Below are 14,864 nucleotides of genomic sequence, written 5' to 3' on the forward strand. Positions count from 1 at the left end.
TATGTTTGCGACGGCTGCGGACCCCGGTCTCACTAGCCGCTTGAGGATCGACTTTCGACAATTTGTTGGCGATGTGGAATGAGTTTCTTGCGCCGAATCCTCAAGCGGCTAGGGGTGTTTCGATGGCGAGATCGGTGAACAGTGTTTGCATGTCGATGCGGATTCGTTCGTAGTCGCGGTCGACGCGTGTCCAATGCGCGGGTTTGCGTCCCATCTTCGGGCTGTGCACGCCAGCGAGGATCGGGGCGATGATCTGGTCACGCAGGGTGAGCAGGGCGGCGATGGTGCGCGCCGCCAGCGGCGGAACATGGTAGCGGCGGGCGCGGCCGGGTTTGTCAACGAGCTGTTTGCCGCGCAGTTTGCGCAGGTCGTAGCCCGCCTGGCGGACGTTGTAAGCGCTGTCGTCTACCCCGGTGAGGGCGTGGACTTTGGCGGCGAACTCGGCGACGGTGAACCCGTTGGGCGCGGGCGCCAACGCCAACACGCCGCGCAGCGCCTCATGCATGCGGGGTCTGTTGAGGTCGACACCGCCGATGCGGGAAGCGCCCAGCGTCGATCCGGTGGGCAGCTCATCGAGGATGCCGTCGTCGAGAAATCCGGTGTCTACACAGTCCAAGGCGGTGGCGAACCGCTCGGCGATACCGGCCAGCTGAGTGACGATCTGCGGAAACTTCTCGATCATGCGCCCGCAGCGCAAATCGGCGGTATTGTGCGCGATCGCCTCGAAGCGAAGCACGCGTTCGCCTTTGGTATAGGCCTTGCCGGTCAGCCGCCCGAAGTGCAGCTTGAACACGGTCAGGTCATACGTAGGTGTCTCGATCGCGGCTTCGATCGCCGAGGAACCCTTGCGGGTGCGGTACGGGCGCCGCGCGGCGCCGAAGATGGTGCGGATTTTGGGCGCATCCAGCCGAGAACGGGTGCGATCCACCACAGCATCGAACACCTGCTGCATCCTGGCGCCCTCGGAAAAGATCAGGTTGCGGCTGTACTCGAGCTGGTAGACGGCGAATCCGTAACCGAATCCACTGCGCTGTTGCTCGTCAAGATCGAGCCCAAAACACAAACACGCCGAATAGATCCATCGTTGGCAGACCTGGCCCAGCCGCCCTACAGTCGCATCCTGCGACAAGGCATCTGCGATCCGGGCCAGGCCTGCGGGGTCGGCGATTGCGGTAAAGCAGTTGCCGGCCTTGGTAAATGCTATCCCCGCCGCGGCAGCTTGCCGAGCCACGAACTCATGCCCGTTGAGGATGATCTGCGCGCCGAACGGCGGATGCCCGCTCATCTTGATCGTCACGTGACCCCACTCGGGGTCGATGATGTGAAACGAATAGTGGTTGACGTATTCGCGCCTCCTCTCGATGTTGACGATCGCACCGGTCCTCGCCGAGCGCACCACTTTCCACACCGGCGCCGGCGCCTTGGCCACCAGCACCAAAAACACCCCGGTGCCGACCTCATGGGTGGCCAGATACTCCTCGGCGATACGGTGCTTGCGCTGCCCGGACTTGCAGAAGATCACCGGTACCGCGTTGGCTGCGCCCCAGGCCTTGACCCGGCGCGCGAACCGCCCCGCCATCCGCATCAGATGCGTGTTGTCCAACTCGTCGTCACTGCCCTGGTGCAGCCGTCGCCACCAAGTACGCAACCCGCCCGGCTCATACCCGAGTGGGTAGAACGCGTTAAGCACGATCCGATCAACGCAGTCATAGGTCCCAATCACCAAATCCGAATACCGCAGACTGAATTCATCGCTGGACACCCACCCACGAAACCACCCACACCACGTCAGGTGAAACTGCCCGAAGGGCCACCGCCGCCGGGCGAAGTCCCGGCGGCGGCGTAGCGACCCTTGGTCGCTACCGACCCTTGGTCGCTAGGACTGTGAGACTTGTCTTGAGTTTTCAGGCTGCGTTCGGCAGGAGTCGTGCCTGGTCGATGGTTTCTGTGATGTGAATGTCGATGGTGCGCAATGCGTTTCGCAATTGGGGCGGGGCTGGTAGCTGGTCGGCGGCCAAAAGTGGACGTAGTAGCCGGTCGTGGACTTTGGTGTAGAAGATCGCAAACCGCAGCCCGTCGCTGGTCAGGTGGTAGCGGTTCTTGCCGGGGATGCGGGTAATGAGCCCGTTGAGGCGCAGCCGGGCAAGGTCGTAGCTGGCCTGGTTCATCGAGTAGTCGCTCCCGCCGAGCAGCCCGGTCATCAAGGCGCGCAGGCTCTTGTTGGTGATGCCGGTGACGGCGAGCACGCTGGTGCACAAGGCGCCGGCCAGGGCTTGGACCCGAGGGTCGCCGAACCGTAAGGCCGGGGCCCTCCTGCCATCCTCGGTGAGGCTGGGCTGTGCGATCCGCTCAAAGGCTGGACTCGCAAGGACGCAGCCCTGACCGACACGTTCAGTATCGAGCAGACGGCGGTTGACCGCACGCGCGCGGGCCTGCAGCTCGTCGAGATGGACCAGGCGGCGGTGGCAGCGCAGATCATCAGGCGAGTTGATCACGGTCTCGATGCGCAGCGCGCGTGCGTCTTTGAGATATTGCTTGATGCGGGAGTTCTTGTAGAAGGCATTAACGGTGACCTCGGTGCCACACGTGACGATCCTGGTCCTGGGCACACAACCGAGTTTGACGGGCTGGCCCAGCCCTCGGGGCCCGTGGAAGATCAGTTCCACATTGTCGGGGCGGCCGATATCGAGATTGTCAGCGACCAGCGCTTCGAAGAACCCGCGGGCCTGTCGCGGTGCATCGAAGACCAGGGTGCGCGAGACCTCGATCTGGCGCATGGACAGTTCCCACCAGTAGCCGCCGGCGCGGTCGTGTTCGGTCAGCGGCAGCGGCAGCCGACTCATCCAGCGTTCGAAGAACACCCCGATCGTGCCCGGGCCCAGCCGGTCACAGATGGCCTGCAGCGCGGCGGGATCCGCACAGCTGGCAAACCCGTTGGACAGTTCGGTGAACCCAATGCCGGCTTGAGTGGCCTGGCATTTGGCCCACTCGTGGCCGTTGATCCATACCTTGATCGGGTAGGGAAAGTAGGCGCAGATCTTGATGAACGCCGGCCCGAAATCAATGTCCCAGAGGTAGAAGTAAAAACACGTCACCCGCCGGTCGGCCTTGAAAAACGAAAACCACGGAACCGGGTCGCCCAGTCGCTGCGTCGAGGCGAACACGTTCTGAAACTCCTGGGCGATGCCGATCGCGGCCACTCCAGAGCGACCGGTGCGCGCCTGGCCAGCCAGATACGGGCGCATCACGTCGGCCTTGCGGTCGTCCTTACCGAACCGCACCAGAGGGATCTTGTTATCGGTAGCGAAGCGGTCCACGGCCTTGCGAAACGCGGTACCGATCTTCTCCAAGATCGCCGGCGAGGGGATCGGATTTCCCAGATGCGCGGTCATAAACGACACCACCTGCCCGGCCACCTGCAAATTGGGCACATAGCCGTTCAGATAGATCCGATCCAAACACTCCACATCCAAGCCCACATGCCCCTCAAGGACGTCGTTTACGGTGACTATTGCGGCCATCTGAATAGCCTGGCCCCGACATGACCACCTGACCAGCGACCAGGTTCACGGCGCGACGATCCTGGGAGGGCAGGCTCGGACCGCTGGTCAACCCGCAGCCAACCCCAACGATCCCACCCAACCTGGTACCCACCTCGGCGGTCCGAGGCTGGCCTCACTGGGACTAGGCCGAAGTTAAGCCCAATACCGTTCAGTTAAGACGGAGAGTCGTGACGTCTGGTGGGCGTTGGGGTTGGGGCCAGTGAGCGTGAGTTGCGCGTTTGACGTGCCATTTGGACATTTTGCGTTTGATCACCCGTGGTGCGGATCGTCGGCGCCTGGCGGGGTTGAGTCGGTCGAGCAGGCGGCGCAGGAAGGCCCACCAGTGCTGATCGGCGGCTTGGGGGTCCTCAGGGGGGAAATGCGCCCTGTTGGGCGACGGATTGGCGGGTGATGCGCAGCGCGGCGGTGAAACTGACCCGGTCGGGGTCCTCGCCGGCGTGTTCGGCGGCCTGGGCCATCAGGGTACGAATGGCGTAGTGACAGCACAGATGTCCCCAAATCTCTTGTAGGACAAGATCAGGGGACTTCGAGCGCAGTACCACCTGGGGTCCGCGTTGATGGGTTTTGAGTTCGTCGAAGGTGTTTTCGATTTCCCAGCGCTGGGCGTAGGCGGCGGCCAACTCGACGGCGGGGGCCTGTTCGGGATCGGTCAGCGTGGTGAATAGCCGGTAGCTGGTGGAGTTTTCGCGTCCGTCGTCGATGGTGTAGTCGATGACTCGTGCCAGCATCGGCTCGCTGCGACGGTCAGCGCTGGACTGCAGATGCGCTAGCCACGAGCCGTCAGCAAGATCCTGCACATGCACCGGTTGTGGCGCGTAGGCGTCGGTGCGTACTCGCCACAACAGGTCGGCTCCGGTCGCAAGGGCTTTGCGCCACAAGGCATACGAGAAGAACCCGCGATCAGCCAGCAGCAGCATGTCCGGCGTGAGAGCATCCAGCAGCTTTTCGGCGAGTTTGGCCTCCGAGTCACGGTAACCACCGATCGTTGCGGCGAAGACCGCATGCGTGGCACACTCGGCCAGCCCCAGGATCCGGGCCTGCGGAAATGCGGCCTTCTCACCCCTGCCGCCGGCCCCCGGACGACTGAAGTACTCGTCGTTGGCTGGGGTGTCGGCCACATCCAGACAGCTGCCGTCGATGGCCACCAGCCGCCGCTCGGCCAGCCAAGCCCCTGGGGTTTGCGGTCCGGCTAACGGGCGGGCTACCCGGGAAAACAAGCTGGCCAACAGGGCCGATCCCAGCCGCTCACGAGCCTGAAAGATCGCCGACTTACCCGGCAGTCGATACTCTTCACGCCACCCCGACGCCCACGCCAAACCATCAGTGAGCTGGGCCAACACATCCTCATACGAGCCCTCTGAATACAGGCCCATCGCGATCGCGAAATACGCCATCACCCGCGCAGGCAACGACCGATGCCGCTGCTGAGTGCGACCGGCCTGCTCGATCACCTCATCCACCACCGTTGCGGGAAACACCCGCGTCAGCACCCCCACCGACACCAAATCTGACAACCGGCGATCCGACTCAGGCTTCCGCCAACCCGCACGAGGCATAGGTCATAAACTACACCCATGTAACCTTAACTGAACGGTATTGAAGTTAAGCCGGGTTAAAACCAATACCGTTCAGTTAAGGCGGAGAGTCGTGACGTCTGGTGGGCGTTGGGGTTGGGGCCAGTGAGCGTGAGTTGCGCGTTTGACGTGCCATTTGGACATTTTGCGTTTGATCACCCGTGGTGCGGATCGTCGGCGCCTGGCGGGGTTGAGTCGGTCGAGCAGGCGGCGCAGGAAGGCCCACCAGTGCTGATCGGCGGCTTGGGGGTCCTCAGGGGGGAAATGCGCCCTGTTGGGCGACGGATTGGCGGGTGATGCGCAGCGCGGCGGTGAAACTGACCCGGTCGGGGTCCTCGCCGGCGTGTTCGGCGGCCTGGGCCATCAGGGTACGAATGGCGTAGTGACAGCACAGATGTCCCCAAATCTCTTGTAGGACAAGATCAGGGGACTTCGAGCGCAGTACCACCTGGGGTCCGCGTTGATGGGTTTTGAGTTCGTCGAAGGTGTTTTCGATTTCCCAGCGCTGGGCGTAGGCGGCGGCCAACTCGACGGCGGGGGCCTGTTCGGGATCGGTCAGCGTGGTGAATAGCCGGTAGCTGGTGGAGTTTTCGCGTCCGTCGTCGATGGTGTAGTCGATGACTCGTGCCAGCATCGGCTCGCTGCGACGGTCAGCGCTGGACTGCAGATGCGCTAGCCACGAGCCGTCAGCAAGATCCTGCACATGCACCGGTTGTGGCGCGTAGGCGTCGGTGCGTACTCGCCACAACAGGTCGGCTCCGGTCGCAAGGGCTTTGCGCCACAAGGCATACGAGAAGAACCCGCGATCAGCCAGCAGCAGCATGTCCGGCGTGAGAGCATCCAGCAGCTTTTCGGCGAGTTTGGCCTCCGAGTCACGGTAACCACCGATCGTTGCGGCGAAGACCGCATGCGTGGCACACTCGGCCAGCCCCAGGATCCGGGCCTGCGGAAATGCGGCCTTCTCACCCCTGCCGCCGGCCCCCGGACGACTGAAGTACTCGTCGTTGGCTGGGGTGTCGGCCACATCCAGACAGCTGCCGTCGATGGCCACCAGCCGCCGCTCGGCCAGCCAAGCCCCTGGGGTTTGCGGTCCGGCTAACGGGCGGGCTACCCGGGAAAACAAGCTGGCCAACGGGGCCGATCCCAGCCGCTCACGAGCCTGAAAGATCGCCGACTTACCCGGCAGTCGATACTCTTCACGCCACCCCGACGCCCACGCCAAACCATCAGTGAGCTGGGCCAACACATCCTCATACGAGCCCTCTGAATACAGGCCCATCGCGATCGCGAAATACGCCATCACCCGCGCCGGCAACGACCGATGCCGCTGCTGAGTGCGACCGGCCTGCTCGATCACCTCATCCACCACCGTTGCGGGAAACACCCGCGTCAGCACCCCCACCGACACCAAATCTGACAACCGGCGATCCGACTCAGGCTTCCGCCAACCCGCACGAGGCATAGGTCATAAACTACACCCATGTAACCTTAACTGAACGGTATTGGGGTTAAAACGCCTGCATCGCCGTGGAGATCGCATGGTGCGCGTGCCCGGGCGAGGTCTGTGCAACGGTGAACAGCACGCCGCCGACGGGTAAGCGATGTGATCGCGGGCAGGCCATGTCCGCCTGGCTCGCCGAGCGCGACAGTCACGCCGATCCCTTCGACGGCTTCGAGCACCCGGGCGCGCAACTCGTCGTGTTCATAAGCGCCGCTCCTCCTCCGCACACGGGAAGCATCTTCTACTGGATCGGGGCCAGCGTGTTGTCGCGGTCGGAGAACCAGGCGGCGGCCGCGCGGCTGGTCGCCATCGGGGCGCTGTTCCTTATCGGTTGTCACGTTCCTCGGACACCGAGGAGCGGACGGTCGACACCCCGAGGCAGCGGTAAGCACTGAGCTGGACGCGGCGTTGCGGATTCGTCAGGAGGCGATGGCCAGGCTGCGGTATGTACGGGACCTTCTTAAGACGGTGTCATCTCTGAGACCAGAAGTCGCAGGCCCACGTCGAGCACGGGACAGGTGCGCAGGTGGCCGTTCGCACGGTCCCAGATGCCTGCTTCAAAGTCCCTAGCGAGACGTTCGACTGCTTCGGTTTCAGCAGTTGGGTCCATTCGCGCGAATTCGCTGGTTGCGGCGCTTGCGGCCGGGTCAGGAACTGCTTCGGGCCGACTCCAAAACGATAGTGTAAATCCATCCGTACAGTCGGCGGCCACCAGAACCGTGACAACCCGTGTGGGCGCATTCAACATCGCTTCGATCCGCGCAATCGTTGGAAATTCTCGTCGGTTGCGCTCAACCACCCCGGGAAGGTAATCACGTAGCAGCCACATTTCGGCTTCCACATCCATATAAGTCGTCAGTGGTACGACGCGCCTGCTCGGCAACTCGGGTAAGTTCAGCGAGTCCACGCTCTACGTCAACGTCAGCCCAGTGATTGATTGTCATCACGGCCATGGCGGCATCGACTGCGCCGTCGGCCAGCGGTAGATTCTCTGCCACCCCCAATACGGCGGGGGGACGGGTTCGTGCGCGCTGCAATGGCCAGACCCTGGAGGGATCTACCGGGATCACTGGCCGGTCTACCGGCTCGTAGGAGCCAGCGCCGGCTCCCACATTCACGACAGTTTGGGCGTCTCCGAGCGCCGCCTGCACGGCAGCCGAGATGCGTGGGTCAGGCCGTCGATAAGCCGCGTAATCGTGGCCAATCGCGTCGTAGCGCACACCGCTACCCTGGGACATTGTCATGTGATCCATAGGTGCACGTGGAAACTCCAATCCTGTTGGCCCGCATATGCGAGGCTCTGCCGCGAGGCGTTACGCATTGTCGAAGGCGTCGTACAGCGCTGGCAGGAAGCCGGCGAGGTGGTTCATCTCTTGCGCGCAATGCGCCAGCAGATTGCGACCGCTGGCCACCGGGTCGCCAAGCATCCGCGACGCGATGGGGCGCATCGCTTCTAAAGCCACGCCAGGGGCCTTGCGCACCGCGATGTGCGATCCGCCCGCCCAGAACCGGGAACGCATCTCGGACCCGCCTTGCGTCGACCGGATGTGGTGGATGAACCATCCAACATCCACCGGGGCGTAACCGGAGCCCAGCCGAGCACACACCGCCACCGCATCGTCGCTGTCGGGGGGACAGCCCATCTCCTGGGGCGCCACGAATTGGATCGCACCGTTCAGCAGCGATGAGCCGATGTACTCGCTGATCAACGAGCAGCGACCGATATAACGCTGGGCACCCTGACGGCCGGCGTCGTCCCCGTCTTTCCACGCTGCGGACAGGTGCGCACGCGGATGCCACAACTTGTAGCGGCGGGTGTCGCAACCATGCCAGCCGAACCACCATGACCACATCGCCGGGGTAACACCGGGCATGTCGGTGCGTACCGACACGTGGTAGCTGCCGTCCTCGAAGACCCCGTAGCCATTCTCGGTCTGCTGGTACCCCTCGTCGGCAACGCTCGCGGCGTCGTCGAAGGCCAACAACGCCATCCCGCCTTGCGGGCCGTGCTGCAGCGCCTCGACGACATGCTGTGGCAGCGGCGCCATTTCAGGCTTGAAGAACTTGCCCCATGGCGTGTCCGCGTCGTCGCCGCGGTAGCCCAGATACAGTTCCCCGGCCATCAGATTCGCCCCATCCAACTGTTGAACAAGCCATCGGGGTCGTATTCGGAGCGCACCCGGTCTAGCTTGGCCATAGCTGCGTCGCTGGCGAACCGCGCCGGACGCTGGCCTAGGTTCTCGTCGGCAAGCTGAATCCCGACGGCCAGATCCGACATGGCGACCATGTTGGACCGCGCCCAGTCCGCGTACTTCACCTCGTCGGCGGGGTCCTTCCAGGAGCCGTAAAGCGCTAGATAGATGTCGGCTTCGACGCTGTAGGCCATGTCTTGGCGGGGAGGGCACGGGCCCCAGTTCAGCCAGAGGAAGTGCGCCGGATGCGGGGGCATCGTGTCCAGGATCGTCCGGATACCCGGCAGCAGGTCCTCGGCCGACGCCGACGTCCACATGTTGTCCACCGCGTAGTGATGGTCGGACAGATAGTGGCTCATCGCGAAGCCATACCCCCAGGTAGGCAAATCTGTTGGCCTATAAGGGACTTTCACGAGCGCCTGCTCGGCGACGCGGCAGCTGTCCATCAACGCGACAGCCTTTTCGGCCTCCTCATCGGAGTCGGCAAACACCGGCGCCAGAAACGAGATGACGGGGATGTCGATGCCCACATTCGGTTCCCCGCGAGAGGCGAGCGCCTGCAACTCGACTCGAGGGTCCACCTCGGCGCTGACCGCACGAGCCCAGGTAAAGACTTCGTCGGCAAGCTCGAACGGGTAGACATAGACGCTGCTGCCACACGCGCCAGGCCGCGGGTACAGCTTGAGGTAGAACGACGTGACGACACCGAAAAAGCCCGGACCCGCGCCGCGGGCAGCCCAGTACAGATCGGCGTGATTGTCTGCGTCGCAATGAATCTGCTCGCCGTCGGCGGTGATGACATCCACGCCTACGACACTCTCGCACGCCGGCCCGTACATCCGGCTGTTCCAGCCATATCCACCTTGGAGCAGATAACCTCCGAGACACACACCCGTGCAGTGGCCGCCCGGGAAGAACAGGTTCTGCTCCTGCAGGTCGGCCATGAGCAGGCTGCCGCCCTTACCCGGACCGACAACGGCCAGGCCCTTCTCGGCGTCGATATGGGCGTGATCGAGGCAGCTGACGTCGAGCAGCACGGAGCCGTCGCGCAGGTGGCTCGCCGCGAAGCTGCGCCCTCCCGATACGACACTGACCTTGAGACTGTGGGCGCTCGCATACCTGACACCCGCGATGATGTCGTCGGAATCAACGGCCTGGACAATCACCTCGGGATAGCGTTTCGGCACGCGCTGGTGCCATACCGTGCCGCGGCGGGCTTCCTCGTACCCGTCAGCATCGCGGAAGTAGTGACGCCCGGCCGGTAGCGCGCTCATAAGATCTCCTTTGATCCGAATTTCGGGTCTTGGTAGTCCGTGCTGCGGCCCACTATAGTGGAGTGGTGTCCCGAACGGAACGAAGTCCGGCAACGTATCGCGACGAGGGAATCCAGGTGCTGCGTCGCGCCGCGGCCGCCTTGGACGAAATCGCCGCCGAACCGGGAACGTTGCGCTTGGTCGATCTCGGTGAGCGCTTGGGGTTGGCCAAGTCGACCACGCGGCGGCTGCTGGTCGGGCTGTCCGAGGTCGGGTTGGTCAGCGTCGATTCGCACGGTCGGTTCTCGCTCGGTGAGCGATTGCTGGGATTCGGTAACGCCACCGGCGCCCGCATCTCGGCGATATTCCGGCCAACCATCGAACGCATAGCCCGCGCAACCGATGGCGAGACCGTCGACCTGTCGATACTGCGCGGCCAACGCATGCTGTTCATTGACCAGATCGAATCGTCACACCGACTGCGCGCGGTTTCGGCCGTCGGGGTCCGGTTTCCGTTGGACCGGACGGCCAACGGAAAAGCCGCACTGGCGGTACTCGACGACGACGACGCCGAGGCGGCGTTATCTCGATTCGACTCCGAGATTGCCGACGGGTTGCGTCGCGAGATCACCGAAATCCGGCGCACCGGAATCGCTTTCGATCGCGACGAACACACTCCAGGGATCTCCGCGGCTGCAATTGCGGGACGATCCGTGGGCGACAACGTGATCGCGATTTCGGTGCCTGCCCCCACCGAGCGATTTCTGGAGAAAGAGCAGCAGATCATCGCTGTCTTGCGGATGGCCGCCGAGTCGCCGGCCATGCGACATCGAGACGGCGACCAGAATTCGGGCCGCACGAGATCTGGGTAGAAACCCAGTTCGCCGTCACGCCTTGGTACCTCCTGTCCCGGCCCCGACGTCCTGTAATTGTGTTGGTACAAGTGGAACTCGGCCAGACACGGTCGTAATCGCATGTGGCAGCTGGTCTTAGGCTTAGGCGTAGGTGGCCGGCGAATCACTTGCCCAGCACACGTCTGGTGTAGTCGTTGAGAAAGACCCGGTTGGGATCGAGGCGGTCGCGGACCGCGGCGAAGCGGTCCCAGTTCGGATAGCGCTCGCGAAGCGTGGCCGCGGTCTGGTAATGCCGCTTGCCCCAATGCGGTCGTCCCGCATACTCGTCCATGATCTCCTCGACGGCACGGAAATAGGTCTCGAACTCCATGCCGGTGTATTGATGGACGGCGATATAGCAGGTATCGCGCCCCTGCGCGGTCGACAGGAAGGCGTCGTCGGGAGCCGAGAATCGCACCTCGAGCGGCAACAAAATCGGTAGCTGGCGACGGCGCACCACATCGATGACACGCTCGGTCGCGGAACGTGCATGTTCGCGCGGGATCGCGTATTCCATCTCGGTGAACCTGACCTGGCGCATCGACGCATACACCTTGTAAGCGTGATCGCGGACCGTCGACGGCGGCATCAAGCTCGTCATCAGGCGGTTAACTTCCGGCGCGGCACGCGGGCAACGCCGTCCTGCTCGGCAGATCAGACTCACCACGCCGTTCTCCAGGCCATCGTTAAGGCGACGTCTCCACCGCGGCGTCGGGGTCGGATTGTCGCCGCTGCGGCGAGTCGAGCGCGTCCACGCTGTTTCCCCGTACGGGAACACATAGAACTCGAAATGGTCGTTGCCATCGACGTATTCGTCGAGCCGCTCTAGTGTCTCGGTTAATGGACGCCGTTCATCACGGCGATGCAACGTGTACAGCGGCACCGTCTGCACGGTGACCTGTGAGATCACTCCCAGTGCACCGAGCGAAACCCGCGCCGCCAGATAGTCATCACCTTGCGACAGGCTCAAGACATCGCCATTGGCGGTGACGAGCCGCAGCGCCACAATCTGCGCCGACAGATTCGTAAAGCGCGCGCCCGTCCCGTGGGTGGCTGTTGCGGTGGCCCCGGTGATCGACTGCGCATCAATATCGCCCTGGTTCTCCAGCCCCAGCCCGTGCGCGGCCAACTGCGGACCTAGCGAATGTAGCTTCGCGCCGCCCTCGATCGTCACCAACCCGCTCGACCGATCCACCTCAATGACCCGCTGCAGGCCCGACATGTCGATCATCACCCCGTCTGTGCATGCACAGTCGGTAAACGAATGGCCCGTGCCGACCGCGCGCACCCGTTCACCGCGTTGTGCCGCACGCGCAACCACATCGACCAGCTCGGCCTCCGACGCCGGCCGCGCGATCGCCAACGGCGCACAGAACTGCTCGCGCGCCCAGTTGCCCCACCGCAGGCTCACCGCGCCAGCTCCCGCACCACCGACTCGGCGACAGTGACCGCGTGCATCACCGTCTCGTAGACGAGGTTCTCGGGCGTGTCCGACATGAGGTGATAGTTCGACAGCTCCTTGTGGCGGTCGATCGAAGAGAAGCAGGCGGTCGGGTAGCCCGCGCGGCTCATGAGCACCGCGTCGGTGCTGTTGCGCGACCGCATGCCGCGGCGCAGGGGTGCGTCGGCGCGCTCGGCGGCGCGCATTACCAAATCGCGGAATGGCCGATGATGGTAATCCTCCATGACTGTGGTGCCCTCGCCCTCGAGCATGACAAGCTCCGGCGAGCCGACCGTATCGAAATTCAGGAAGTAAGTCCGATCACGGTTCAGCTCGGATTTGTGCCGCGCCAGGAAGCCATAGATGCCGCCCTGCAGTACTTCCTCGGCCCCAAGCGACACCAACACCACCCGCACCCCGACTACCGGCCGCTCCAGCAGCCGCTCGGCCAACGCGACGAGCAATGCCACGGCCGACAGATTGTCGTTGGCCCCAGGAACGACCGGACTGCGGGCGATATCGGCGAAAACGGCGGCCGCGACCGCGCTCATCGCGGCTCCAGCGATCATCATCTTGCGGCTGCCGCGCAGCGCGCCTACACCGGCGAGGGCGGGAGCCAGGATCGGTGGCCACCAGAGCGGCGGCGAGGTGTCCACTCGCTCAGCGATCCCGGGAAATCGCTCGACGAGGTATTGCTGGACACCCTGATCGAAGAACAAGCCAGTGCGCGCAGCATCGTGGTGAGCACACACCACAACCGTGTGCTCGCCGGCCGGATCGCCGGCTTCGGCCACGACGTTCCATGTCGTTCGCGGCTTCTGTAGCGTCCTGCGCGCCAACCGCACCCCGTTGGAACAGTCGTCGGCGATCGCCAGTGCCGCGCCCAGGCCCGCCAGCGCAGCAGGTACACGCAGGCGCCGGCTACGCAAGCCCGCGATGGCAGCCCCTACCCCGACCGCCGCCAGCTTGGCGTGCAGCCGTGGATAGCCGTCGTAGAACTGCTCCTCTTCGATATGCGGATCGCGTGCACCCGCCGTGAACAAACGCTCGACGATCCACTGGGCCGCCTGGTGCTCGCCCGGCTCGCCGGCCGCCCGTTCGATCGGTGCGAGAGTCTCCACGACCTCACGCATCGTGGCCAGCTCGGTCGGCACTGCGGTGATCGCTGTCATTACCTCTCCTTCGGCTTCACAGGAATGTGCGCCCCTCACCGCGGTAGGTGGGGACAGTGTCGACGATCTGCGCGCCACGCACCAAGTGCAGGCGGTCGAACCGCTCACACAGTTCGCCGGCTTTCGTGTGGCGGAAGTAGACCTTATCGCCCACCTTCAACCGCCGAGCAGCATCACCGTGCAACGGCGTCTGCACCTCGCCCGTGCCCTCCATCGGGTCGAGCTTCAGTCCCGTCGGCAGGTAGGGCGTGGGCATGCGATCCTTAGCGCCAACTCCGCTAGCCAGATAGCCACCGCCGAGCGCGGTCACCGTCTTCGCGTCGGGCCGGCGACATACCGGAAGCGCGAACATCGCCGCGGGCTGCAACGTGAACGTCGAGTACGAATCGAAAAGCGTCGGCGCATAAAACCCCGAGCCGGCCGTTGCCTCGGTGATCGCCGGCTCTTGTGCCACCAGTTGCAAGTCGCCGGTGCCGCCGGCGTTGACGATCTTGAGGTCCGCGACATCGCGGACCAGCTCAACCGCGCGGGCGCGGCGCTCGCGCAACTCCGCGATCGACTGGCGCTGCATCCACCCCACAATGGCGTTTTGCGCGCGTTTGCCGGCGACCTTGTCACCGAACCCCGCAATGTGACCCTCGTAAGACATCAGCGCGACCAGTTGCAGCGCCGGTCGCCTCGCGATCTCCACAGCCAGCGCGCGGGCTTGTTCGGGTGTGTGCAGGGGTGAGCGCTTGGGGCCGATTTTCACGCGCCCCCAGGCACGCCAATAGCCCGCGTCGAGGTCAATACACAGCCGGATGGGCCTGGCGGTGGCGCTTTCGATCACGTCCAGGTGCTCGATGCTGTCGACCATCACGACCGGCGCGCCACCGGGATCCTTGGCTGTTAGCTCGCCAAGTTCGCGCAGTGCCGCGCGGTCGCTGGTCGGATAGCCAAGCAACAGGTTGTCGAAGCCGTGGCCCGCCAGCCACAAGGTCTCCGGCAGGGTGAATGTCATCAAGCCGTCGAATCTTGCATTGGCATCGAGGATTTCGCGTTGTATCGGCCTGCAGCGCAAGGATTTCGACGCCACCCGGATCGGCTTGTCACCGGCGCGCGCGAGCATCTGCTCGGCATTTCCCCACATTGCGTCAAGGTCTACGAACGCAAAGGGCGCATCGTGGTCGGCGAACGCTTCTTCGTAGCGCTGCAACCGGCCCGCCGCGTCCAGCCTGACCGGCCCGTTCGAACATTGTTCACGACAGCCTACTGAATATGGGTCGCCTCTCATAG

13 protein-coding genes are annotated in these 14,864 nt (G+C 64.0%); 2 read left to right on the forward strand and 11 right to left on the reverse strand.

The genetic code is table 11. From position 1 onward, the window contains the following. Positions 1 to 100: 100 nt before the first annotated feature. The 4 genes from AADZ78_RS27575 to AADZ78_RS27590 form a co-directional block, all read right to left on the reverse strand. Positions 101 to 1,762, reverse strand: coding sequence for a hypothetical protein (locus AADZ78_RS27575; RefSeq protein ID WP_204903578.1), 1,662 nt, complete (start codon positions 1,760 to 1,762; stop codon positions 101 to 103). A 142-nt stretch (positions 1,763 to 1,904) separates the two neighbouring features. Next, the gene (locus AADZ78_RS27580) at positions 1,905 to 3,521 is read right to left on the reverse strand and encodes a hypothetical protein (protein ID WP_085250120.1); all 1,617 of its coding nucleotides are present in this window, start codon (positions 3,519 to 3,521) and stop codon (positions 1,905 to 1,907) included. Positions 3,522 to 3,910: 389 nt separating this feature from the next. Continuing rightward, positions 3,911 to 5,119, reverse strand: coding sequence for an IS4 family transposase (locus AADZ78_RS27585; RefSeq protein WP_204903364.1), 1,209 nt, complete (start codon positions 5,117 to 5,119; stop codon positions 3,911 to 3,913). A gap of 271 nt (positions 5,120 to 5,390) precedes the next feature. Next, positions 5,391 to 6,599, reverse strand: a complete 1,209-nt coding sequence (locus tag AADZ78_RS27590; protein ID WP_204080107.1) for an IS4 family transposase — start codon at positions 6,597 to 6,599, stop codon at positions 5,391 to 5,393. A 158-nt stretch (positions 6,600 to 6,757) separates the two neighbouring features. On the opposite strand from AADZ78_RS27590, the gene AADZ78_RS27600 reads away from it, so the two are divergent. After that, complete coding sequence (locus AADZ78_RS27600) at positions 6,758 to 7,033, forward strand: hypothetical protein (protein ID WP_085248412.1); 276 nt, start codon at positions 6,758 to 6,760, stop codon at positions 7,031 to 7,033. A 65-nt stretch (positions 7,034 to 7,098) separates the two neighbouring features. On the opposite strand, the gene AADZ78_RS27605 is transcribed toward AADZ78_RS27600, so the two are convergent. The 4 genes from AADZ78_RS27605 to AADZ78_RS27615 are packed head-to-tail and all read right to left on the reverse strand — an operon-like array spanning position 7,099 to position 10,104. Further along, positions 7,099 to 7,545, reverse strand: coding sequence for a hypothetical protein (locus AADZ78_RS27605; protein WP_169726197.1), 447 nt, complete (start codon positions 7,543 to 7,545; stop codon positions 7,099 to 7,101). After that, the gene (locus tag AADZ78_RS29340) at positions 7,451 to 7,891 is read right to left on the reverse strand and encodes a class I SAM-dependent methyltransferase (RefSeq protein ID WP_085248408.1); all 441 of its coding nucleotides are present in this window, start codon (positions 7,889 to 7,891) and stop codon (positions 7,451 to 7,453) included. Before AADZ78_RS29340 ends, AADZ78_RS27605 begins: the two co-directional genes overlap by 95 nt. A gap of 60 nt (positions 7,892 to 7,951) precedes the next feature. Continuing rightward, entirely contained in the window at positions 7,952 to 8,761 is an 810-nt protein-coding gene (locus tag AADZ78_RS27610; RefSeq protein ID WP_085248406.1) for a DAPG hydrolase family protein, read from the reverse strand. Beyond that, positions 8,761 to 10,104: an FAD-binding oxidoreductase gene (locus tag AADZ78_RS27615; protein WP_085248404.1), complete on the reverse strand. Its 1,344-nt coding sequence runs from the start codon at positions 10,102 to 10,104 to the stop codon at positions 8,761 to 8,763. The genes AADZ78_RS27610 and AADZ78_RS27615 overlap by 1 nt, the downstream gene beginning before the upstream one ends. Before the next feature lie 65 nt (positions 10,105 to 10,169). Between AADZ78_RS27615 and AADZ78_RS27620 the strand changes: the two genes are divergently transcribed. After that, complete coding sequence (locus AADZ78_RS27620; protein ID WP_085248416.1) at positions 10,170 to 10,955, forward strand: IclR family transcriptional regulator; 786 nt, start codon at positions 10,170 to 10,172, stop codon at positions 10,953 to 10,955. 145 nt (positions 10,956 to 11,100) lie between these two features. Here the strand turns inward: AADZ78_RS27620 and AADZ78_RS27625 are convergent, their stop codons facing one another. The 3 genes from AADZ78_RS27625 to AADZ78_RS27635 are packed head-to-tail and all read right to left on the reverse strand — an operon-like array spanning position 11,101 to position 14,862. Then, on the reverse strand, positions 11,101 to 12,387 hold the full coding sequence (locus tag AADZ78_RS27625; RefSeq protein ID WP_085248402.1) for a D-arabinono-1,4-lactone oxidase: 1,287 nt from the start codon (positions 12,385 to 12,387) through the stop codon (positions 11,101 to 11,103). Further along, positions 12,384 to 13,589: a M28 family peptidase gene (locus AADZ78_RS27630; RefSeq protein WP_085248400.1), complete on the reverse strand. Its 1,206-nt coding sequence runs from the start codon at positions 13,587 to 13,589 to the stop codon at positions 12,384 to 12,386. The genes AADZ78_RS27625 and AADZ78_RS27630 overlap by 4 nt, the downstream gene beginning before the upstream one ends. Before the next feature lie 16 nt (positions 13,590 to 13,605). Next, positions 13,606 to 14,862 (reverse strand): amino acid deaminase/aldolase, encoded by a 1,257-nt coding sequence (locus AADZ78_RS27635; RefSeq protein ID WP_204903580.1) that lies wholly within the window; start codon positions 14,860 to 14,862, stop codon positions 13,606 to 13,608. Between the last annotated feature and the right edge of the window lie 2 nt (positions 14,863 to 14,864).

The sequence above is a fragment of the Mycobacterium riyadhense genome, assembly GCF_963853645.1.
Lineage (GTDB): Bacteria > Actinomycetota > Actinomycetes > Mycobacteriales > Mycobacteriaceae > Mycobacterium > Mycobacterium riyadhense.

What these genes read in the sequence shown, in the direction of transcription:
- AADZ78_RS27580 (WP_085250120.1), bottom strand. Translation starts at nt 3,521, where the DNA reads ATGGCCGCAATAGTCACCGTAAACGACGTCCTTGAGGGGCATGTGGGC.
- AADZ78_RS27585 (WP_204903364.1), bottom strand. Translation starts at nt 5,119, where the DNA reads ATGCCTCGTGCGGGTTGGCGGAAGCCTGAGTCGGATCGCCGGTTGTCA.
- AADZ78_RS27590 (WP_204080107.1), bottom strand. Translation starts at nt 6,599, where the DNA reads ATGCCTCGTGCGGGTTGGCGGAAGCCTGAGTCGGATCGCCGGTTGTCA.
- AADZ78_RS27600 (WP_085248412.1), top strand. Translation starts at nt 6,758, where the DNA reads ATGTCCGCCTGGCTCGCCGAGCGCGACAGTCACGCCGATCCCTTCGAC.
- AADZ78_RS29340 (WP_085248408.1), bottom strand. Translation starts at nt 7,891, where the DNA reads ATGGATCACATGACAATGTCCCAGGGTAGCGGTGTGCGCTACGACGCG.
- AADZ78_RS27610 (WP_085248406.1), bottom strand. Translation starts at nt 8,761, where the DNA reads ATGGCCGGGGAACTGTATCTGGGCTACCGCGGCGACGACGCGGACACG.
- AADZ78_RS27615 (WP_085248404.1), bottom strand. Translation starts at nt 10,104, where the DNA reads ATGAGCGCGCTACCGGCCGGGCGTCACTACTTCCGCGATGCTGACGGG.
- AADZ78_RS27630 (WP_085248400.1), bottom strand. Translation starts at nt 13,589, where the DNA reads ATGACAGCGATCACCGCAGTGCCGACCGAGCTGGCCACGATGCGTGAG.
- AADZ78_RS27635 (WP_204903580.1), bottom strand. Translation starts at nt 14,862, where the DNA reads ATGAGAGGCGACCCATATTCAGTAGGCTGTCGTGAACAATGTTCGAAC.